The organism is Leisingera sp. ANG-M6 (assembly GCF_000813905.1).
Classification (GTDB): Bacteria; Pseudomonadota; Alphaproteobacteria; order Rhodobacterales; family Rhodobacteraceae; genus Leisingera.
In genome coordinates this window covers 86,380-108,041 of the sequence record NZ_JWLG01000008.1, presented here as the reverse complement: position 1 = coordinate 108,041, position 21,662 = coordinate 86,380, and the positions used below count along the sequence as shown (strand labels likewise).

At 62.3% G+C, this 21,662-nt stretch carries 20 protein-coding genes; 12 read left to right on the top strand and 8 right to left on the bottom strand.

What is annotated here, in order from left to right; genetic code table 11:
* Positions 1-80: 80 nt before the first annotated feature.
* A complete protein-coding gene (locus RA24_RS06135; protein ID WP_039190508.1) occupies positions 81-3,500 on the bottom strand; it encodes an indolepyruvate ferredoxin oxidoreductase family protein in 3,420 nt (1,139 codons plus the stop codon).
* A gap of 169 nt (positions 3,501-3,669) precedes the next feature.
* Here RA24_RS06135 and RA24_RS06130 point away from each other — a divergent pair, with 169 nt between their 5' ends.
* The 9 genes from RA24_RS06130 to grxD all read left to right on the top strand — a co-directional run bounded on the left by RA24_RS06130 (position 3,670) and on the right by grxD (position 12,806).
* Entirely contained in the window at positions 3,670-4,575 is a 906-nt protein-coding gene (locus RA24_RS06130; RefSeq protein WP_019297760.1) for a LysR family transcriptional regulator, read from the top strand.
* 399 nt (positions 4,576-4,974) lie between these two features.
* Complete coding sequence (locus tag RA24_RS06125) at positions 4,975-7,245, top strand: mechanosensitive ion channel family protein (RefSeq protein ID WP_082020325.1); 2,271 nt, start codon at positions 4,975-4,977, stop codon at positions 7,243-7,245.
* Positions 7,246-7,276: 31 nt separating this feature from the next.
* A complete protein-coding gene (locus RA24_RS06120) occupies positions 7,277-8,359 on the top strand; it encodes a BamA/TamA family outer membrane protein (RefSeq protein WP_039190506.1) in 1,083 nt (360 codons plus the stop codon).
* A 103-nt stretch (positions 8,360-8,462) separates the two neighbouring features.
* Positions 8,463-10,628, top strand: coding sequence for a phosphoribosylformylglycinamidine synthase subunit PurL (purL, locus tag RA24_RS06115; RefSeq protein WP_039190503.1), 2,166 nt, complete (start codon positions 8,463-8,465; stop codon positions 10,626-10,628).
* A gap of 78 nt (positions 10,629-10,706) precedes the next feature.
* Positions 10,707-11,225 carry a hypothetical protein gene (locus RA24_RS06110; RefSeq protein ID WP_241480912.1) on the top strand — a complete coding sequence of 173 codons (519 nt, stop codon included), beginning with the start codon at positions 10,707-10,709 and terminating at the stop codon, positions 11,223-11,225.
* Between the two features lie 65 nt (positions 11,226-11,290).
* Positions 11,291-11,527, top strand: a complete 237-nt coding sequence (locus tag RA24_RS06105) for a BolA/IbaG family iron-sulfur metabolism protein (RefSeq protein WP_019297755.1) — start codon at positions 11,291-11,293, stop codon at positions 11,525-11,527.
* A 26-nt stretch (positions 11,528-11,553) separates the two neighbouring features.
* The gene (locus RA24_RS06100) at positions 11,554-11,826 is read left to right on the top strand and encodes a hypothetical protein (protein WP_039146073.1); all 273 of its coding nucleotides are present in this window, start codon (positions 11,554-11,556) and stop codon (positions 11,824-11,826) included.
* A gap of 6 nt (positions 11,827-11,832) precedes the next feature.
* Positions 11,833-12,066 (top strand): hypothetical protein, encoded by a 234-nt coding sequence (locus RA24_RS06095; RefSeq protein WP_019297753.1) that lies wholly within the window; start codon positions 11,833-11,835, stop codon positions 12,064-12,066.
* Positions 12,067-12,443: 377 nt separating this feature from the next.
* A complete protein-coding gene (grxD, locus tag RA24_RS06090) occupies positions 12,444-12,806 on the top strand; it encodes a Grx4 family monothiol glutaredoxin (RefSeq protein ID WP_019297750.1) in 363 nt (120 codons plus the stop codon).
* Between the two features lie 14 nt (positions 12,807-12,820).
* Here the strand turns inward: grxD and RA24_RS06085 are convergent, their stop codons facing one another.
* Genes RA24_RS06085 through RA24_RS06075 form a run of 3 tightly spaced genes read right to left on the bottom strand, consistent with a single transcriptional unit; the run spans position 12,821 to position 14,657 of the window.
* On the bottom strand, positions 12,821-13,414 hold the full coding sequence (locus RA24_RS06085) for a YiiX/YebB-like N1pC/P60 family cysteine hydrolase (RefSeq protein WP_039190499.1): 594 nt from the start codon (positions 13,412-13,414) through the stop codon (positions 12,821-12,823).
* The gene (locus RA24_RS06080; protein ID WP_039190498.1) at positions 13,411-13,815 is read right to left on the bottom strand and encodes a cell division protein ZapA; all 405 of its coding nucleotides are present in this window, start codon (positions 13,813-13,815) and stop codon (positions 13,411-13,413) included. Before RA24_RS06080 ends, RA24_RS06085 begins: the two co-directional genes overlap by 4 nt.
* Complete coding sequence (locus RA24_RS06075; RefSeq protein ID WP_039190496.1) at positions 13,815-14,657, bottom strand: colicin transporter; 843 nt, start codon at positions 14,655-14,657, stop codon at positions 13,815-13,817. The genes RA24_RS06080 and RA24_RS06075 overlap by 1 nt, the downstream gene beginning before the upstream one ends.
* Positions 14,658-14,900: 243 nt before the next feature.
* Between RA24_RS06075 and tkt the strand changes: the two genes are divergently transcribed.
* Entirely contained in the window at positions 14,901-16,922 is a 2,022-nt protein-coding gene (gene tkt / locus RA24_RS06070; RefSeq protein WP_039190494.1) for a transketolase, read from the top strand.
* A gap of 161 nt (positions 16,923-17,083) precedes the next feature.
* On the opposite strand, the gene RA24_RS06065 is transcribed toward tkt, so the two are convergent.
* Positions 17,084-18,055 (bottom strand): DUF808 domain-containing protein, encoded by a 972-nt coding sequence (locus RA24_RS06065; protein ID WP_039190492.1) that lies wholly within the window; start codon positions 18,053-18,055, stop codon positions 17,084-17,086.
* A 244-nt stretch (positions 18,056-18,299) separates the two neighbouring features.
* Here RA24_RS06065 and gap point away from each other — a divergent pair, with 244 nt between their 5' ends.
* The gene (gene gap, locus RA24_RS06060) at positions 18,300-19,301 is read left to right on the top strand and encodes a type I glyceraldehyde-3-phosphate dehydrogenase (protein ID WP_039190490.1); all 1,002 of its coding nucleotides are present in this window, start codon (positions 18,300-18,302) and stop codon (positions 19,299-19,301) included.
* 75 nt (positions 19,302-19,376) lie between these two features.
* Entirely contained in the window at positions 19,377-19,520 is a 144-nt protein-coding gene (locus tag RA24_RS22465; protein ID WP_019296919.1) for a hypothetical protein, read from the top strand.
* 87 nt (positions 19,521-19,607) lie between these two features.
* On the opposite strand, the gene coaD is transcribed toward RA24_RS22465, so the two are convergent.
* From coaD to RA24_RS06040, 3 genes are all read right to left on the bottom strand, one after another.
* A complete protein-coding gene (gene coaD / locus RA24_RS06050; RefSeq protein WP_019296918.1) occupies positions 19,608-20,108 on the bottom strand; it encodes a pantetheine-phosphate adenylyltransferase in 501 nt (166 codons plus the stop codon).
* A gap of 124 nt (positions 20,109-20,232) precedes the next feature.
* Complete coding sequence (locus tag RA24_RS06045) at positions 20,233-20,670, bottom strand: CBS domain-containing protein (protein WP_039146086.1); 438 nt, start codon at positions 20,668-20,670, stop codon at positions 20,233-20,235.
* A gap of 55 nt (positions 20,671-20,725) precedes the next feature.
* Positions 20,726-21,622 (bottom strand): LysR family transcriptional regulator, encoded by an 897-nt coding sequence (locus RA24_RS06040; protein ID WP_039190489.1) that lies wholly within the window; start codon positions 21,620-21,622, stop codon positions 20,726-20,728.
* Positions 21,623-21,662: the final 40 nt, after the last annotated feature.

The window sequence follows — 21,662 nt, the reverse complement described above, 5'->3', positions numbered from 1 at the left end:
GCGCGGCGCCGGGCCCAACTGTCTTGGGCCTTTCTTCGAAAGGATCAAGGCGGGCGGGTGTGCCCCGCCCTGCCCCGGTATTATTCTGCCGCCTGTTTCAGCGGCACGCCGCCCTGGCGCAGCGCGGCCAGCAGCTCCTCGCGGCGCTTGGCAGCCTTCTGCTCGTTCGCCATCTTCACCGGGCCGAAACCACGGATCTGCAGGGGCAGTTCGGCCAGCGCCATGAGCGGCTCCATGATTTCAGGCGCAGCCTTGGGCAGCCATTCCTTCATGTCAGCTTCATACTGCTTGATCAGCGCCCGCTCCATCTTGCGCTCTTCGGTGTAGCCGAAGACGTCCAGCGGTGTGCCGCGCAAGCCCTTCAGCTTGGCCAGCAGGCGGAACCCGCGTTCCATGCCGGCGCCGAACTTGCGCTTTTTCGGGCGTCCGTTGGGATCGGTGCCGCCCAGCATCGGCGGGGCCAGGTGATAGGAGAGCTTGATGTCGCCCTCGAACGCCTCTTCCGCCTTGGCACGGCTGTCGAGCAGCAGGCGGGCCACCTCGTATTCGTCTTTGTACGACAACAGCTTGTGATAGCCCTTCGCCACCGCTTCTTTCAGCGCGGGGTCGCTGATGCCGTCCAGCAGCCTGCCGTAGCGCTTGGCCAGGCCCTTGCCCTGGTAGGCCACCAGATGATCGGCGCGGAAAGCGATCTTCTCATCCAATGTCTTGGGCTTGTCCACCACCTTGGGCTCAATCAGCCTGGCGGCTTCCTGCGGGTGCAGCACCGCCCAGCGGCCGATGTCGAAAGCGCGCTTGTTGCGGTCCACCGCGGCGCCGTTCATCTCGATCGCCTGTGCGATGGCTTCAAAGCTGACGGGGATCAGCCCCTTCTGCCAGGCGCCGCCGAACACCATCATGTTCGAGAAAATCGAGTCGCCCATGGTCACGCGGGCCAGCTCGGACGCATCAAACAGGTCCAGCTGGTCGCGCAGGCGCGCCTGCAGGGCCAGTTCCAGACGGTCGGAGGGCACCTTGAACTCAGTGTTCTTGGTGAACTCGCCGGTGATAATCTCATGGCTGTTCACCACCGCGCCGGTCTTGCCGGTGGTGGTCAGGCCCAGGGTCTTGGCGCCGGCGCTTACCACCAGGTCGCCGCCGATAAGCGCGTGCGCCTCGCCGGTGGCAACACGGATGGCGGAGATGTCCTCGGGGTTGTTGGCAATCCGGCAGTGGATGTGCACCGCGCCGCCCTTCTGGGCGAGGCCGGCCATTTCCATCAGGCCTGCGCCCTTGCCGTCGATCTGCGCCGCCTGCGCCAGCACCGCTCCGATGGTCACAACGCCGGTGCCGCCGACGCCGGTTATCACCACGTTATGGGTGCCGTCGATTGCAGGCAGCTCCGGTTTCGGCAGGTCCGGCAGGTCGAGGCCCGCGGTTGCTTCCTTGCGGATCTTGGCGCCTTCGACGGTCACGAAGGACGGGCAGAAGCCGTTCAGGCAAGAGAAGTCCTTGTTGCAGGACGACTGGTCAATGGCGCGCTTGCGCCCCAGCTCGGTGTCCTTGGGCACGATGGAAACGCAGTTCGACTGCACCCCGCAATCACCGCAGCCTTCGCAAACGTCGGAGTTGATGAACACCCGCTGGTCCGGGTCCGGGAACTGCCCCCGCTTGCGGCGGCGGCGTTTTTCGGCGGCGCAGGTCTGGATGTAGATGATGGCGGAGACGCCCTCAACCTGTTCGAACTCGCGCTGGATTTTCATCATCTCGGCGCGTTCATGCATCCGCATGCCAGCCGGGAACAGCGCAGCGTCCACGTCCTCCTTCTCGTCATAGACCACGGCTATGGTCTTGACGCCCATCGCCTTCAGCTCATGCGCGATCTGCTGGGCAGTGAGGCCGCCCTCGGCCTGCTGGCCGCCGGTCATCGCCACCGCGTCATTGTACAGGATCTTGTAGGTGATGTTGGTGCCTTCGGCGAGTGCTGCGCGGATCGCCTGCACACCGGAGTGGTTGTAGGTGCCGTCGCCCAAGTTCTGGAACACATGTTTGCGGGTGGAGAACGGGGCCTCGCCGACCCAGTTGACGCCTTCGCCGCCCATATGGGTGAAACCGGTGGTTTCGCGGTCCATCCACTGCACCATGAAGTGACAGCCGATGCCGGCATAGGCGCGGGAGCCGTCGGGCAGCTTGGTTGAGCTGTTATGCGGGCAGCCGGAGCAGAAATAGGGCAGACGGGTGGCGATTTCCTCGGCGTTGTCGGCGCGGCGCGCCTCTGCCAGCGCTTCCATCCCGGCCTTGATTGCCTCGGTCTCGCGGCCTTCCTCGATCAGGATGCCGCCCAGTTTCTCGGCGATCATGATCGGGTCGAGGGCGTATTTGGTCGGGAACAGCTCCTCGCGGTGCATGCCGCCGGCGCCGCCCTTGTACCAGCCGTAAACCCGGCGGCCGCGGCGGTTGTCAAAGATCGCTTCCTTGATCTGGATTTCGATCAGCTTGCGCTTTTCCTCGACCACGACGATCAGATCGAGGCCCTCGGCCCAGTCGTTGAAGCCCTTCATATCCATCGGCCAGGTCTGGCCCACCTTGTAGGTGGTGATGCCCAGCCGTTCGGCCATGTTTTCGTCGATGTTCAAGAGCTTCAGCGCATGCACCAGGTCGAGCCAGTTCTTGCCCGCGGCGACAAAGCCGATCTTGGCGCCGGGTTTGCCCCACATGCGCTTGTCCATTTTGTTGGCATGGCTGAATGCCTCTGCCGCAAAACGCTTGTAATCGATGATGCGGTTTTCCTGGCGGAAACGGTCGTCATCCAGGCGGATGTTGAGGCCGTCGGCCGGCATGTCAAATTCCGGGGTGACGATTTCCATCCGTTCCGGGCGGGCGTCAACAACCGAGGTGACCTCAATGGTATCCTTCATAGTCTTGAGGCCGGTCCAGAGGCCGGAGAACCGGCTGAGCGCGTAGCCGTAGATACCGTAATCCAGGATTTCCTGCACGCCGGCCGGGCTGACGATCGGCAGGTAGCAGTCCAAGAGCGACCATTCCGACTGGTGCAGCACGGTGGAGCTTTCGCCGGTGTGGTCGTCGCCCATCGCCAGCAGAACGCCGCCGTATTTGGAGGAGCCGGCCATATTGGCGTGCCGGATCGCGTCGCCGGAGCGGTCAACGCCCGGACCCTTGCCGTACCAGAGGCCGAAGACGCCGTCGTATTTGCCTTCGCCGCGCACCTCTGCCTGCTGCGCGCCCCAGAGCGCGGTGACAGCCAGGTCCTCGTTCAGACCGAACTGAAAGGTGACATCCGCCTCTTTCAGCTGCTTTTCGGCGCGGGACATCTGCAGGTCAACGGCCCCCAGGGGCGAACCGCGGTAACCGGTGACAAGCCCGGCGGTGTTGAGACCTGCAGCCTTGTCGCGGTGCTTCTGCATCAGCATCAGGCGAACCAGCGCCTGGGTGCCGTTCAGCAGTACCGGGGATTTGGTCAGATCGTATTTGTCGTTCAGCGTGATTTTTGGCGTGCTCATCGTGGCCTCCTCAACCGGGATTAGCTTGCACTTTCTGCCGGGAAGAATAGGTCATAAATGCTGACCTGAATAGCCGCATTTTTTTCGTTTTTGCTCGCTTGCGCTGGGGAAACTGATACATAACTAAGATTTCATACAGTCGGCCCCGAACGGACAGAAAGTAACACATATGGATTGGGACAAGCTCAGAATATTTCACGCAGTGGCCGATGCGGGCAGCCTGACCCATGCGGGCGACAAGCTGAATCTGTCGCAATCGGCGGTCAGCCGCCAGATCCGGGCGCTGGAGGAGAGCCTCAATGCGACGCTTTTCCACCGTCATGCGCGCGGACTGATTCTCACCGAGCAGGGCGAGCTGCTGTTTGACGCCACACAATCCATGTCCGCGCGGCTGGAGGCGGCCTCTGCCCGCATCCGCGACAGTGAAGAGGAAGTGTTCGGGGAACTCAGGGTCACCACCACTGTGGGGTTCGGAACCCTGTGGCTGGCGCCGCGGCTGACAAAGCTCTACGAACAGTATCCCAACCTCAAGATTGACTTGATGCTGGAGGAACGGGTGCTGGACCTGCCGATGCGCGAGGCTGATGTGGCGATCCGCATGAAGGAGCCGAGCCAGGCCGATCTGGTGCGCAAGCGTCTGATGACAGTGCGGATGGGGCTCTATGCCACTCCGTCCTACCTGGAGAAGCACGGCGAGTTGGAAACTTCTGCAGATATTTCCAATCACCGGCTGATCTGCCAGAACCAGCACTCTGCCCAGGTTGGGTCTGCAGCTGTTCTCAGCAAGAAGCTGATGGCGATGGACCCTGGCTCGCTGCTGACTGTGAATAACTATTTTGGCGTTATGCAAGGGGTTCTGCACAATCTTGGGATCGGCATTCTGCCTGATTATGTGACGGAAGAATTCCCCCATCTGGTCGAGGTGCTGCCAGAAGAGACCCAGAACGAGGTTCCGGTTTACCTCGCCTATCCGGAGGAACTGCGTCATTCCCAGCGTGTCGGCGCCTTCCGCGATTTCGTGCAAAGTGAAATCATGGCCCACCGCAAACATATGAAAGAACTGGGCAAGCTCTGAAGTCCGCAGCCGCCGTGCCAGCCGGAAAATTCCGCCGTTCCGCGGCGGGTTATTTATTCTGCAGGGCAAAACGCCGCCAACCGCTGCGCCAGCCATGCAAAAACCGCATAGCAGCATTGACGCTGATTTGGCGTTAATCCCCTTGAAGGGTAGGCGTCATCACCCTAAATGAAACTCATGAAGGCGGCGGCTTCGCCCCCCTTCATACCTCCCTGTTGGACTTCGGCCGAGCTTAGTGCTCGGCCTTTTTTTTGGCCTAACGTCACCCCGCAGCCAGCTGCCGTGGATTAACATCCTGCAACAAAAACCCTTTTTTCTTTGACCTGAATACAACTCATCGGTTCAACTGAGCCAGAGGTTACCCGCACCCGGCCCGAATTTCTGGCACAGGAGGTTCCGATGATGTTTTATTTTCAGCACTTCGCCCGCATTTTGAGCGTTTTTTTGACAGTTCTGGTTCTTGGAACAGTCCTGCAAGCGCCAGCCATTGCTCAGACCAGCGAGGCGCCTGCCCTGCCCGATCCGCTGACGGAGGACGCCGTACATGAGATGGTCGCCCGGATGTCCGACGATCAGGTGCGGGCGCTGCTGCTTGAAAGGCTGGATGCCGTGGCGGCCCGGCAGCAGGCCGAAGCCCCGCCCCCGACCCTGACCGGGCGGGTGGTGCAGCTGTGGACAGCCTTTACGCTGCCGGTCACGGATGCGGTGCGGAAACTGCCGGTCCTGCCGGAGGGCCAGTCGCGCGCAGTTGGCAATTTTGTGCAAAAGCACGGCGGCCTGGGCGGCGTGCTGAAGATGCTGGGGCTGATTGCCCTGACACTCGCCATCGGCCTGGCCGCGGAGTTTGCGGTTCGCAAGCTGATCGCGCGCTGGCGCAACCTTGAAGCCGTCAGCGGCGATGCGGATACATTGGCAGGCGCGCTGAGCTTTCTGGGCCGGCGGTTCCTGCGTGAGATGATCGGCCTGGTGGTGTTCTATATCGTGATCCGCACGGTGGGCCGGGCGCTGCTCGATGCGCAGATGCTGCAGTTTGCAGCACCGATGGTCACCTATCTGATCTGGATGCCGCGCGTTGGGGCAGCCGTGTCCCGTTTCATCATGGCTCCGGAACGTCCGGACCGGCGGCTGGTCAACGCCAGCGACCGCTGGGCCGATTTCCTGTACCTGCACACCATTGGCCTGGTTTTTCTGGCCGGTCTTACGATCTTTTCCGTTGGGTTCAACACGGCCAACGGGGTTCCGCCTGAATCGATCCGCCTGGCCTATTGGCTGGATACCCTGGTCTATGTCTACATCATCTGGATTGCCTGGACCGCGCGCGAGGGCCTCACCGACATGATGCGCGGCACGGACCCGGACCGCACCCGCTATGACGAGGTTGCGGCGCATTACTACCCGTTCTTCGCCATGGCAGTGGCGGCGCTGACCTGGGTCGCCGTCGGCACCTTGGTTGGGCTTGGCAAAGTGGCGCAGCTGATCCACGGCGCCCATTACGTCACCATGTTTTGGCTGCTGGCCGCGCCGGCGCTGGACACCGCCATCCGCGGGCTGGTCAAGCATCTGGTGCCGCCGATGTCCGGCGAGGGCCATCTGGCCGAAGCCGCCTATATCTCCACCAAGCGCAGCTATATCCGGATCGGCCGGGTGCTGGTCGCGGGTATCGTGCTGATGATCATCTCCAATGCCTGGGATGTGGACCTGATGGCCATTGCCTCTGGTGCGGAAGGCATCGCCGGCAACATCATCGGCTGCCTGATGACCATTGCGGTGGGCTATGTGGTTTATGAGGGCGTGTCGCTGTGGATCAACCGTCGGCTCGCCAAGGAGCAGACCTCCGGCGAGGAGGCAGAGGTCGGCGGCGAAGGCGGCGGCGCGGGCGGCTCGCGGCTGGCGACGGTGCTGCCGCTGTTGCTGGTCACCGCGCAGATCGCCATTACGGTGATCTTTGGCCTGCTTGCGGTTGGGGCGCTGGGCATCGACATCACGCCGCTGCTGGCCGGCGCCGGGATTCTGGGCCTCGCCATCGGCTTTGGCGCGCAGAAGCTGGTGTCGGATGTGGTGTCCGGCATCTTCTTCCTGATCGATGATGCCTTCCGCGTTGGCGAATATGTCGAGGTCGAAGGCACCCGCGGCACGGTGGAGAAGATCTCGATCCGCTCGATGCAGCTGCGCCATCACCGCGGTCCGATCAACACCATCCCTTATGGCGAGATCCCCAAGCTGACCAACTACAGCCGCGACTGGGTGATCATGAAGCTGCGCTTCACGGTGCCGTTTGATACCGATCCCAACAAGGTCAAGAAGATCTTCAAGAAGATCGGCGCCTCGATGCTGGAGGATGAACTGTACAAGGACGACTTCCTGCAGCCGTTCAAAAGCCAGGGTGTGTTTGATTTCGACGACGTCGGCATGATCATGCGCGGCAAGTTCATGGCCAAGCCGGGCACCCAGTTCACCATCCGCAAGGAGATCTACAACCGGGTCAAGGCAGCCTTTGCTGAAAACGGCATCGACTTTGCCCGCCGCGAAGTCCGGGTCGCGATCCCGGGGCTGGAGGATACGGATCAGTTGAACGACTCCGAAAAGGCCGCTGTGGCTGCTGCCGCGGGCAGTGCAGCGCAGCAACAGGCGGCTGAGAGGGAAGCTGGTGCTGCCGGGCAGAAAAAGTAACTCCTTTGGCTGCGCTGTCAGGTTCGCGGCTTTGGTCGCTGGACTGGCGGTGCTTGCCACGGCCGGGCTGGCTGCAGGGCCGGAGCAGACGGAGCGGCAGCTGGACCATATTGAGACGGCGCAGAAGGCAGAGGGTTATGGCTTCCGCAACGGCTCTGTCGTGGTGGCGCCGGTGCCGTTTTCCAGCCCGATGATCGGCTCCGGTCTTGCGTTGGGGGCCGGGTATCTGTTCAAGACCGGCCCGGATGCCAATACTTCTGTGATCGGGCTGGGTGGTCTCAGATCCGATAACGGCAGTCAGGCGGCGGCAGCCATGGTGAACCTCGCCTTTCCCGGCAACCGCTGGCAGGTCAAGGTCTTCGCGGCACGGGCGGATGCGGTCTATGACCTTTATACCGGCCTTGGGGTGCTGCCGGTCAGCCAGGACGGGTCGCTGGTGCGGATCAACGCGGCGTATGGGGTGACGCCGGAGCTGTCTGCCGGGATCCTGCTGCGCTACTTGGAGACGGGCATCACGCCAAACGCGGGGCTGCTGCCGTCCAGCCTGCAGCCGGACGCCGATCTGGAAATCGGCACCTTCGGCCTCAGCATCGACTGGGACCGGCGCGATGACAGCGACTATCCCACGCAAGGCACACGGCTCACTGCCTTTGCCACCCGGTCCCACACACTGGGCGGGCTCAGCCGCCGGTATGACAAGGGTTATGCCATTCTTGACGGCTACCGCCCGCTGGGGCGGCGCGGTGTGCTTGCCCTGCGCGGCATCCTTTGCGCTGCCTCCGGCAATACGCCGTTCTTCGACCAATGCTCCATCGGGGCAACCGACAACATGAGGGGCTTCAACAGCACGCAGTTCATCGGCGCGCGCTCTGTCTCGGTGCAGGCCGAATACCGCAAAAGGTTTTCCAAGCGCTGGGGTGGCGTGGTCTTTGCCGGCACCGGCTGGACAGGACCGGAGATCGGCGATTTGACGCAGGGCGGCAGCCACAGCGCCGCCGGCGCAGGCCTGCGCTACCGGGTGTCCAGGAAATTTCCGGTGGATTTCTCTATTGATGTCAGCCGCAACAACGCGCAGGAAACCCAGTTGTATGTCTATGTCGGGCAGCGGTTCTGACACTGGGGCCACGCTGCGTGCATCCGTTTGCGCAACCCCTCTTTCCCAATGGCAAAGCTTGCTCTAAAAGGCGCGCAATCGCAGCCATTGGGGACGTTTACGGATGCAGGAACCCGCCATCACGCCTGAACTGATCGCAAATCACGGGCTGAAGCCTGATGAGTACGATCTGATCCTCGAAATCATCGGGCGGGAGCCGACCTTCACCGAGCTGGGCATCTTCTCGGCGATGTGGAATGAGCACTGCTCCTACAAGTCCTCCAAGAAATGGCTGCGCACCCTGCCGACCGACGGCCCGCAGGTGATCTGCGGCCCCGGCGAGAACGCGGGCATCGTGGACATCGGCGACGGCGATGCCGTTGTTTTCAAAATGGAAAGCCACAACCACCCCTCCTACATCGAACCCTATCAGGGCGCGGCAACCGGGGTTGGCGGCATTCTGCGTGACGTGTTCACCATGGGCGCGCGGCCCATCGCCTCGATGAACTCGCTGTCCTTCGGCGAGCCCGGCCACCACAAGACCCGCCAGCTGGTCAACGGTGTGGTTGAGGGCATCGGCGGCTACGGCAACTGCTTTGGTGTGCCTTGCGCCGGCGGCGAGGTTCGCTTCCACCCGGCCTACAACGGCAACTGCCTGGTGAACGCCTTTGCGGCCGGCCTCGCACGCACCGACTCGATCTTCTACTCCGCCGCGTCGGGTGTTGGCATGCCGGTGGTATACCTTGGCGCCAAGACCGGCCGTGACGGCGTTGGCGGTGCAACCATGGCATCCGCCGAGTTCGACGATACCATCGAGGAAAAGCGCCCCACCGTTCAGGTCGGCGACCCCTTCACCGAAAAGCGCCTGATGGAAGCCACGCTGGAGCTGATGCAGACCGGCGCGGTGATCTCGATCCAGGACATGGGCGCCGCGGGCCTCACCTGCTCTGCCGTGGAAATGGGCGACAAGGGCAAGCTGGGCGTGCGCCTGGACCTGGAAAAGGTGCCCCAGCGCGAAGAGAACATGACCGCCTACGAGATGATGCTGTCGGAATCCCAGGAGCGGATGCTGATGGTTCTGAAGCCGGAGCTGGAAGCTGAGGCGCGCGCAGTGTTCGAAAAGTGGGACTTGGACTTTGCCATCGTCGGCGAGACCATCGCCGAAGACCGCTTCCTGATCATGCACAACGGCGACGTGAAAGCTGATCTGGTGCTGTCGAAACTGTCCTCCACCGCGCCGGAATACGACCGCCCGTGGGTGGAAACCCCGGCTGCCGAGCCGCTGACTGACGCGGATGTGCCCTCCATCGACCCGATTGACGGCCTGAAGGCGCTGCTGTCCTCGCCGAACTACGCGGGCAAGCAGTGGGTCTATGAGCAGTATGACACCACCGTGATGGGCGACACCCAGCGCCGTCCGGGCGCAGGCTCCGGCATTGTCCGGGTGCATGGCACCGGCAAGAAGCTGGCATTCACCTCCGACGTGACTCCGCGCTACGTCAAGGCGAACCCCATCGAGGGCGGCAAACAGGCGGTGGCCGAGGCCTACCGCAACCTGACCGCTGTCGGGGCCAAGCCGCTGGCGACCACTGACAACCTGAACTTCGGCAACCCCGAAAAGCCGGAAATCATGGGTCAGTTCGTCGGCGCCATCAAAGGCATCGGCGAGGCTGTGGCCGCGCTGGACATGCCGATCGTCTCCGGCAACGTGTCGCTGTATAACGAAACTGACGGCAAGGGCATCCTGCCGACCCCGACCATCGGCGCCGTGGGCCTGATTGCCGCGGGTGAAGAGCCGATCATCGGCGAGGCGCGCGACGGCCATGTTGCCCTTCTGGTGGGTGAAACCACTGGCCACCTGGGCCAATCAGCACTGCTGGCAGAGGTCTTCAACCGCGAGGACGGCGACGCCCCGGCGGTGGATCTGGCAGCCGAGAAGCGCAACGGCGAATTCATCCGTGCCAACCGCGATTTCATCAAGGCCTGCACGGACCTGGGCGACGGCGGCCTGGCGCTGGCGGCGTTCGAGATGGCCGAAGAGGCAGGCGTCGGCGTGCAGATCGACGCGGGCGACACCCAGACCGTGTTCGGCGAGGACCAGGCGCGCTACCTGATTGCCTGCAACTTCGACCAGGCTGAGGCGCTGATGCTGGCCGCGGGACAGGCGGGCGTGCCGCTGACCTCCGTCGGTAAATTCGGCGGCGATATGGTGAAGTTCGGTGCTTCCGAGGCCCCGCTGGCAGAGCTGAAGGACATCTTCCGCTCCAGCTTTGCCGCCGCCGTGGCTTGATCTGCAGCGCAAAGCGTTGACATTTAACGGGCGGGATGGCGCAGCTGTCCCGCCCTTATTCATGACGGGGGTTCCCGCTTGCCGCTTCCTGAACTCACCGAGGATTGCAGCCGCTGCGCAGGCCTGTGTTGCGTGGCCTATCCGTTTGAAGAGCATGAGGATTTTGGCCTGCTGAAGGCGGCAGACATCCCCTGCCCCAATCTCGCCCCGGATTTCCGCTGTAACATTCACAATGACCTGGCCAAATGCGGCTTTGGCGGCTGCGTTGCCTATTCCTGCGCCGGTGCCGGTCAGCGGGTGACGCAAGTGTTGTTTGACGGCGAGACCTGGCGCGACGACCCGGATCTGCTGTCCCATATGACCTATGCCCTGCGGGTGCTGCGCCCGATTCACGAGGCGCTTCTGGTGCTGCAAGAGGCCGCCGCGCTGCCGTTGCCAAAGGATCTGCAGGAGCGCGGCGCGGAGCTGACGCGCGCGCTCTGCCCGGAGGCACCGTCGTCGGTCTGGGATTTCGAGGAAGACAGCGTGCAGAACGCCCTGGCGGCGCTGCCTGATTTCGTTGAAACCATTGCCCCTTATACGCAGCACCGCAGCTAATCCGGGTTGCACAGCCCCAAGCGGACACTTACATTTTTGTCAAATCAGACAAAGGACTCCCCCAGATGCCTATGCAAGCCCATGAAATTGAAGAATTGCTGCGCGAGAGCTTTCCAGACGCCGAAATCCAGGTGGCTGGCACAGACGGCGTGCACATGTCAGCGATGGTTGTCGACGAGAGCTTCCGCGGCAAGAACCGTGTCCAGCAGCAGCGTGCCGTCTATGCAGCGCTGAAAGGCAAGATGGACGGCCCCGACGGCGAGCTGCACGCGCTGGCGCTGACCACCAAGGCGCCGGAATAATCTGAATGTCTTCTGGCTGGTGGTTCATGATCGGCCTTCTGGGCCTCGCTGCAGGTATCTATGCCATTGATACGCAGTTGAAGAAACGACGCCGCAAGCGTCCTTTATCGCGCAGCCAGCCAGATTACGAATACCATCCCCTAACGCCGGACAGCGACTTGGGTCTGGAAGCGGTCGACCTGAAGATGGTGGACAGCGTAAACAAAGAAAACGAGCGGCTTGAGAAATTGAACGGCAAAATGCGCAGACCTCTCAGAAGAATGCGGGCGCCGGCACGCACCGCCAAGGCACCGGAGTAACCCGGGATGTCGCTGTTCTCCTCCATTCTGGTGATTGGCATTGTGATCATGACCGCTGTTGTGGCGGTTGTGTCCCAGCGCCGGCGCCCACTGGAAGACGATGACGACGACCCCGATTACCACACCCTGCGCTCTGACTATCAGTCGGGCATGGGCGGCGGTTCCGCCCGGACCTGGAAAGTCCCAAAAGACCCGCAGGAATACGCCCGGTTCTTTGTTCCGAAGCGCAAACTGAAGTAGCACAGGTGAGCAAAAAATGAGCGGTATTCCTACTCTTTGGCTCGTTTGTGGAGGTTTTCTACTTTGGTTTGGAGCAGTCCTGTCTGCCTTGCTGTATTTGAAACGGCATGACAAACCACAGCCGCGCAATGCCCTTTGTGCCGCTTGACGGAAAGCATCCTGAGCTGGAGGCAGAACTGAAGCACGAGAAGCAAGAGCGAATGATTGAAATGGGAACAAACGTCGTGAGTAAGTACCTTGACCGCTTTTGAACCTGTTTTCAGCCTTTATCCAGCCATCGCAGCAATTGCCTTGATTGCGGGACTTACTTTTCTGAAGCTTCTCCCCTATATCCGAACCGAACGCGACCGGCGGAAGCGCCAAGAGGAAATGGATTAATGACCGACGCAAAGACCCGCATCGACGAAACCGTCAAAGCCAATGACGTGGTGCTCTTCATGAAAGGCACCAAGGAAATGCCGCAGTGCGGCTTCTCTTCGCGCGTGGCAGCCGTGCTGAATTACATCGGTGTCGACTACACCGATGTGAACGTGCTGGCCGACGAAGACCTCCGTTCGGGCATCAAGGAATACTCCGACTGGCCGACCATCCCGCAGCTTTATGTGAAGGGCGAGTTTGTCGGCGGCTGCGACATCATCACCGAGATGGCCCTGTCGTCGGAGCTGGACACCTTGTTCGAGGACAACGGCATCACCTTCAACAAGGAAGCCGCAGACAAGATCCGCGAAGCCAACGCCTGAAGGCTGCGGCTGGCTCAGGGCTGATAACCAGGTACAGCTTCTGTCACATCATAAATTGTTATCCGGGGGTCCAAGCTGATTTCCCCCGGGTGCGATCCGGGTTCATCTTCCGGAACTTCCAGCCCGAATGCTTCGTAGTAATTAATCCAACCTGGCAGAATTTCACCGGTCACAGGATCACTGAAACTCATCGGTGTTTCCCGAAAAAACTCTGCGCCGCCATTCGCGTGGCGAAACATGTCGACAATCAGCTCACTGCAATACAAAGCCGCCTGATCCGGCATAAAGAAGCTGTCATACGGCAGTGCCAGCTGACGCATTCCATAAGAAATCGCCGGGGGAATCAAATGCCTGTAGGGCGCATTGAGCCTGGCGGACATAATCCGCTCGGGGCCGCTGGGCGAGATGCGCGATTGCTTGCGATATGCAGTTAATGGGATCAGGCGCACCATAGGTGCAATCGCCTCCAACACAAACATGGTATCGTAAAGATCAATCGCAACACCAACGTGATTCAGGCGCGCCCCTTTGTACCCAGCTTCGACACTGGAAATTAAGTTGCTGTCAGAACCTACTACGCAAAACAGAAGGTCGCCGGTTTCAGTCAAGCGGCACCGTCTCTGGTTTGTTCCTCAATCTGCTGGGCCAGGGCCTCTGTACGGGCGGCCAGTTCGGCCAGGCTCTCGTTCACCTGCGGCGGCACGATAGGGATCTCGATCCTCTCAGGCTCCGGCGGGGGCGCGTTTTTCAGCGCTTCCAGCTCCTGCATGCGCTCGGCCAGCTCTGCCTCGACTTCCTTGATCCGGTCCTCGACTGCGGCAGTCTTGTCCGCCAGCATCAGCCCGGCCATCAAGAGCATCCGCGCCTCGGGCATGCGGCCGATCTGGTCGGACAGCACTTGCGCCTCGTCATCCAGCATCTTGGCGGCAGAGTGCAGATAGCTTTCCTCGCCTTCCTGGCAGGAGACCTCAAAGCCGCGGCCGCCGATCATTATGGTTACTTCAGGCATCAGACTTCCTCTCCCTCAGGCAGGTTGCGGGCATTGGCCAGAAGCGGCTCCAGCTTGGCCAGCACGGCGTTGACCTGGGCCTGATCGCTGGCCTGGGCTGCGCGCAGCCCTTCGATTTCGGCTTCCATCGCGGTGTTGATCAGCCCGGCATCGCCCAGGCTTTGCGCGTTGGCTTCGCGCAGGGAGACGTTGGAGGCACGCAGTTCCTCATTGGCCTGGCGCAGCTGCTGCAGCTCCATATCGAGCCGCACCAGCGCTTCGTTCTGACGTTCCAGTTCGGCGCTCATGTCCGGTGCGTCCGCCGGCTCTTCAGGCGTGTTCTCCGCCGCAGGGGCTGCCTCCAGCTGTGCCTTCAGCGCGTCATTGGCCGCCTTGGCCTCTGCCAGCTCATCCTCAAGCGCTTCCTTGTCGCTGGCGGCAGTATTGGCCGCCGCTTCCAACTCGCCCTTCAGACGGGCAACCTCCGAACGCAGCGCCTGTTTCTCAGCCGGATCCCCGGCCTCGTTGCGCAAGAGCTCCAGTTCTGCCTGCATCGCGGCCACGTCTTCGTCGCTGGCAGAACCAGCCGGCGCGCTGCCCTCAATTTCCTTCAGGCGGGCGTGCAGGACCCGCACCCGCTCTTCCAGTTGGGCGTTGGCCGTCTTTTCCTCGTCCAGCGCCTGTTCAAGCTCAGCATTGGCGGCACCGGCAGCGGCGGCCTCAGCAGCCTGCACCGCTTCTGCCGCGGCTTCCTCGGCCCTGACCTTATCCGCCGCGCGCGCCTCCTGCAGCGCGGCTGTGCCTTCGCTGATACGCTCCAGCGCAGCCTGGATGCGGCCCTGCAATTCTTCAATCTGGTTCATGCCCGTCCCTCACCCGCGCCCTGCCGTTCCATTGTCGTTCTGCGGCCTGCCCGAATCGAGCACGCGCGGCCGGCATGGGCCAATTCTTCCCTTTCAGGGATAAATCACCCCCCTTTGCGTTTCAACCACTTGCCGCGCCTAGTTCGCGCAGATTGGCCGCAATAGGCGCAACCACGCTTGATCTTTGGCGCATCGCTGTTATTGAGCGCAGCAAATGCCTGTTAACGCCAAAGGACAATCCAAGTGGACCTGACAGCCCTGCGCACCGCCAATCCCGAACATTGGAACAAAGCCGCCGCCATCCGCGCGCTGGCCCTGGACGCGGTTGCCGCCGCCAATTCCGGCCATACCGGCATGCCGATCGGCATGGCCGATGTCGCCACCGTGCTGTTCGAAAAGCACCTGAAATTCGATGCATCCAACCCGCAGTGGCCGGACCGCGACCGGTTCATCCTGTCGGCAGGCCACGGCTCGATGCTGATCTACTCGCTGCTGTACCTCACCGGCGACAAGCAGGTCACCCTGGATCAGATCAAGAACTTCCGCCAGACCGGCGCCATCACCGCGGGCCACCCGGAGAACTTCCTGATCGACGCGGTGGAGGTCACCACCGGCCCGCTGGGCCAGGGCATCTCCAACGCTGTCGGCTTTGCCATGGCTGAGGAAATGCAGCGCGCCCATTACGGCAAGAAGGTCGTCGATCACCACACCTATGTGATCGCCGGCGATGGCTGCCTGATGGAAGGCATCAGCCAGGAAGCCATCGGCCTCGCAGGCCGCCACCAGCTGGGCAAGCTGATTGTCTTCTGGGACAACAACAACATCACCATCGACGGCACCGTTGATCTGTCCGACCGCACCAACCAGGTGCAGCGCTTCAAGGCGTCGGGCTGGCAGGTGTTGGAAATCGACGGCCACGATCCGGTTGCCATCGACGAGGCCATCACCGTGGCGAAGAAATCGAAGAAACCCTCGATGATCGCCTGCAAGACCCACATCGCCCTGGGCCACGCCGCGCAGGACACCTCCAAGGGCCACGGCGCCCTGACCGATCCCGATCAGCTGAAAGCGGCCAAGGACGCCTACGGCTGGACCGGCGGCGCGTTTGAAGTGCCCGCAGAGATCAAATCCCAATGGGAAGAGATCGGTTCGCGCGGCAAGTCCGAGCGCGAAGCCTGGGAAGCCCGCTTTGCCGAGCTGTCGCAGCAGAAGCAGGACCGCTTCAACCGCGCCTATTCTCTGGATGCGCCGAAGAAACTGTCGGCCACCATCAAGGCGCTGAAAAAGCAGGTTTCCGAGACCCAGCCCAAGGTTGCCACCCGCAAATCCTCCGAGATGGCGCTGGAAGTGATCAACCCGATCATGCCGGAAACCGTGGGCGGTTCTGCCGACCTCACCGGCTCCAACAACACCAAGACCGGCGACCTGGGCGTGTTTGACACCGACAACCGCAAGGGCCGCTATGTCTACTGGGGCATCCGCGAGCACGGCATGGCCGCGGCGATGAACGGCATGGCGCTGCACGGCGGCATGCGCCCCTACGGCGGTACATTCTTCTGTTTCACCGACTATGCCCGCCCGGCGATGCGTCTGGCGGCCCTGTCGAAAATCCCATCGGTATTCGTGATGACCCACGACTCGATCGGCGTTGGCGAAGACGGCCCGACCCACCAGCCGGTGGAGCATCTGGCGATCTGCCGCGCCACCCCGAACACCTATGTGTTCCGCCCCGCCGACACCGTGGAAACCGCCGAGGCCTGGGAAATCGCCCTCACCTCCAAGGAAACCCCGTCGGTGATGACGCTCACCCGTCAGAACCTGCCGACCGTCCGGACCGAGCACAAGCTGACCAACATGGTCGAAAAAGGCGCCTATGTGCTGGCCGAGGCCGAGAACAAGCGCCAGGTGATCCTGATCGCCACCGGCTCTGAGGTTTCCGTGGCGATGGACGCCAAGGCCAAGCTGGAGGCCGAAGGCATCGGCACCCGCGTCGTCTCCATGCCCTGCATGGAGCTGTTTGCACAGCAGGACGAAGCCTACCGCCGCAAGGTCCTGCCCGCAGGCCCGGTCCGCGTCGGCATCGAGGCCGCTGTCCGCGACGGCGGCTGGGACCGCTGGCTCTTGGGCGAGCGCGGCCAGGAGAAGAAAGCCGGTTTCGTCGGCATGGACCGCTTCGGCGCTTCCGCCCCGGCAGGCGAGCTGTTCGAGCGCTTCGGCATCACCGCCGAGGGCACCGTGGCGAAGGTGAAAGAGCTGCTGGGTTAAGTCAGTTCACAGATAAGAACGAACACAGGGGCATCCAAGCGGATGCCCCTTTTCTGTTTGTGCAGTCCACAAACCCGGCGCCCGGGCCGAGGGGTGGGCGTGAAGCGCCCTCCCCGTGGGGTCGGTCCGGGCGCTGCCCGTGCTTCGCACGGGCATTTTGCTCAATGGCTGGCCTTCTTCCCAGAAACCGAAGCAATCGCCGGCCCGATAACCTTGGTCGCCAGCGGGATCAGCACCAGCCCCCAGGCCACACCAAACACCCCGTCCATCGTTGCTTTGGCAGTCCACTCGGCAAAGCCGGTCCAGCCCGCAGGCACTGCATGTCCCACGGCATAGGCCCAGTCGTGGATGTGATGGCCCAGCCAGCCAAAGCCCAGCACCTCCAGTCCGTGGATGATGATGGAGCCGCCGACCCACAGCATCGCCGCGGTGCCAACCACCGACAGGATCTTCATCAGCACCGGCATGAATTTGACCAGCCCGCGCCCCAGCCCGCGCCCCACCGGCGTCGGTGCGTTCTGCGCCAGGTAGAGGCCCACATCGTCCATCTTCACGATCAGCGCGACAGAGCCGTAGACCGCCAGCGTCACGCCGATCGCCACCACCGCCAGAGTCGCAGCCTGCATCCAGACGTTCGGCGCCTCGATGGCGGCCAGCGCGATGGTCATGATCTCGGCCGACAGGATGAAATCGGTCTTGATCGCGCCCTTGATCTTCTGCTCTTCCAGATGGCCGGGGTCCTTGACGCTCATATCCTCGTCGATGGCGTGGCTGGCGTGCGGGAACAGCACGTGAAAGACCTTCTCAGCACCTTCAAAACACAGGTACGACCCGCCGAGCATCAGCAAGGGCGTAATTGCCCAAGGCGCAAAATTCGCCAGCAGCATGGCGACGGGCATCAGCAGGATCAGCTTGTTGAACAAGGAGCCTCGGGTAATGCGCCAGATGATCGGCAACTCGCGGGCCGGCGCAAACCCCTGCAGATACTTCGGCGTCACTGCGGCGTCGTCGATAATCACGCCCGCGGTCTTGGCCCCGGCCTTGCCCGCCGCTGCCGCCACATCGTCGACCGAGGCCGCTGCCACCTTGGCGATCCCCGCCACATCATCCAGCAACGCCAGCAATCCGCTCATGCCAATTTCCTCAATCCCTGTTCGCGTCTGAGTGGCAATCTGCCTTCTTCCGCGCCGCAGCACAAGCGTTAGCGCCACCGCACGCGGGGCGCGGATTTCCGTTACCGCCACCGCCACAAACCGTTATCGCCAACATCATGATTTTGCGCTAACAGTTTCATTTAATGACGCTTTTACCCCTTTAGACCACATCCGCCCCGGTCTATATGGCGGCCAAAGGTTTTGCTCGCTTGGAGACGTACTCATGACCATCAAAGTCGGGATCAACGGTTTTGGCCGCATCGGCCGCTGCACCCTGTCGCACATCGCCGCCTCGGGCCGCGACGACATCGAGGTGATCAAGGTGAACGCCACCGGCCCGCTGGAAACCGCAGCGCATCTGATCAAATACGACTCCGTGCATGGCCGTTTCCCGGGTGAAGTGACCATCGGCGACGGCACCATGAACCTGGGCCGCGGCGACATGCAGATGTTCTCCACCTATGACATGAACGAGCTGGACTGGTCGGGCTGCGACGTCGTTCTGGAATGCACCGGCAAGTTCAACGACGGCGAAAAGGCCAAGGCGCACCTGGAGCGCGGCGCCAAGAAAGTGCTGCTGTCCGCCCCCGGCAAGAACGTCGACAAGACCATCGTGTTCGGCGTCAATGACGACCAGCTGCAAGCCTCCGACACCATGATCTCCAACGGCTCCTGCACCACCAACTGTCTGGCGCCGCTGGCCAAGGTGCTGGACGAGGCGTTCGGCATCGAGCATGGCATCATGACCACCATCCATGCCTACACCGGCGACCAGCCGACCCTGGACCGCCGCCACAAGGACCTGTACCGCGCCCGCGCTGCCGCCATGTCGATGATCCCGACCTCGACCGGCGCGGCCAAGGCCCTGGGCGAAGTGCTGCCGAACCTGAAAGGCCGCCTGGACGGCTCCGCCATCCGCGTGCCGACGCCCAACGTCTCTGCAGTGGACCTGACCTTCCGCGCCGGCCGCGACGTGACCGCCGAGCAGGTCAACGCCGCCGTAAAAGAGGCTGCTGAGGGCCCGATGAAGGGCGTGCTGGGCTATGAGCCGGCGCCGCTGGTCTCCACCGACTTCAACCACACCCCGGAGAGCTCGATCTTCGCACCGGACCAGACCCGCGTGGTCGAGGACCGCATGGTGCGCGTGCTGGCCTGGTACGACAACGAATGGGGCTTCTCGGTCCGCATGGCCGACGTCGCCGTCGCGATGGGCAAGCTGGGCTAAACGCCCCTAGACCCTTGAGAATTCGCGCCCGCTCAGGTTATCTGGGCGGGCGTTTTTAATTGCGGCGGAGCTTTCATGACAAACCGGATTGCCATTTACCTCGGGCTGTTCCTGATTGCCGCCGCCGTGATTGACATCGCCCTGTTCGGCGACACGCACATGATCTTTCTCGGCAAGAAGCTGTTTGCGCTGATCGACTGGGCTGCTTTCTGGCGCTGACGTCCCGCACAGTCCCGCAGCGTTCCACAGATAGCACAAAGCCGGGCGTCAGCCCGGCTTTGCCTGCGTCCAAACCTGTAAACGGTGTCAGCCGGTTTTGCCCAACCGCTCCATCAGCTTGTCATTGACAAGCGGCGTGACGAATTTCGACACGTCGCCGTCCAGCCTGGCGATTTCCTTCACCAGCTTCGACGCAATTGCCTGATGCCGGGCTTCCGCCATCAGGAACACGGTCTCGATTGAGCTGTCGAGCGCCCGATTCATGCCGACCATCTGGAACTCATACTCAAAGTCAGCAACCGCCCGGAGCCCCCGCACGATAATCTGGGCCCCCACGTCGCGGGCGCAGTCGATCAGCAGGTTCTCAAAAGGATGCGCAATGATCTCGGTGCCGGTCTCATCGCTCAGCTTGGCGCATTCCGCTTCGATCATCGCCACCCGCTCCTCCAGCGGGAACAGCGGCCCCTTGTCGCGGTTGATGGCAACGCCGATCACCAGCTTGTCCACCAGCGCGCTGGCGCGGCGGATGATGTCGATATGCCCGATGGTGATCGGATCAAAGGTGCCGGGATACAGACCAACGCGCATGGGCGGCCTCCTGCCTTGTCAGAAATTTCTGCACACGCAAACATATTTGCAGCCGCCATTGCAAGGGGGCAGAAATACGGAAGCGCAGCCTGCGGCCAAGTGCCCCGCGCGCCGGCTTGCGGGCTCAGTGGCCCATGATCATGTCCTGCAGCGCGTCCTTCTCCATCGCTACCTGGGCCAGCTGCGCCTTGACGGCATCGCCAAGGGTGATGATCCCGATGAGCTTTCCGTCTTCCTCAACCACCGGCATGTGGCGGAACCGGCCGTCGGTCATCTGCTGCAGAACTTCGCCGACGTTTGACTGGCTGGTGCAGGTGACCAGTTCCTTGGTCATATAGCCGCTGACAGGCTCCGTCAGGCAGCCTGCGCCGTCCTTGGCCAGTTCCCGCACGATATCCCGCTCCGACAGAATGCCATCCGGGTATTCGCCGTCTGCGGATACCACAACGGTGCCGAAACGGTTGTCTGCCATCACTTTTGCAGCTTCGGCGACACTCGCAAACAGGCTGACGGTAACAACACCCGAGCCGGCCTTGGACTTTAAAATCTCTTGAACGAGCACGCTGGGGACCTCCGGAAATAACTTCTCAATAAATTAAGTGTGCCGCAACGCAGCTTTAAGTCAAGGCTTCCAGCCGGGCCACCTCGTCGCGGATGCCCTTGGACAAGGCATGGGCAAATCGGTTCAGCCGCTCGCTGCGCTGGTCGCCCTGGTGCCGCACGAGGTGGAAACTGCGGGTGAGGCTCACCTTGTCGGTCAGGATCTTGCGCAGCATACGGTGGGCCGGCAGGCTGAAATCATGCGCAATACAGACCGCCGTCCCTTGCGCCGCCATCTTGATCTGCACCGAGACAGAGTTGGACGCCAGCGCCACCCGCTCAATGCCGATGTCGTTCAGGTAGTCCAGTTCCTTGTCGAAGATCATGTCCGGGATATAGCCGATCATCTTGTGACCCTTCAGGTCTTCCAGCTTTTCGATCGGCGGGTGTTCCTTCAGGTAATGGCGCGAGGCCACAAGGTGCAGCTTATAGTCGCAGATCTTCTGCACCAGCAGTTTGCCCGCGGTGGGGGCGCTGACCGTGACTGCCATGTCGGCTTCGCGGCGGCTGAGGTTGATGACGCGCGGCAGAGCCACGATCTGGATGTCCAGATCCGGGTTTTCCTCTGCGATCTGGGCGCAGACCTGCGGCAATATGTAGTTGGCGCTGCCGTCCGGCGCGCCGATGCGGATCTGGCCAGACATGGTGTCGCTCGGGCCGCTCAAGGCTTCCGTCCCTGCCCTCATGGCCTGTTCTGCCGCTTCGGCATGGACCAGCAGACGGTCGCCAGCTGCGCTGAGGGCATAGCCTTGCGGCGATTTCACGAACAGCGGGGTTTCCAGCGCCGCCTCGAACCGGGCGATGCGGCGGCCGACGGTGGCGGGGTCCATCTTGAGGATGCGGCCGGCGCCGGACAGGCTCGCCTCCCGCGCCACCGCCAAAAACACTTTCATATCATCCCACTGCGGATCCATTGGCCCCGGGTCCTCCGTTCTGCTGCTAACCTGGCGTTAA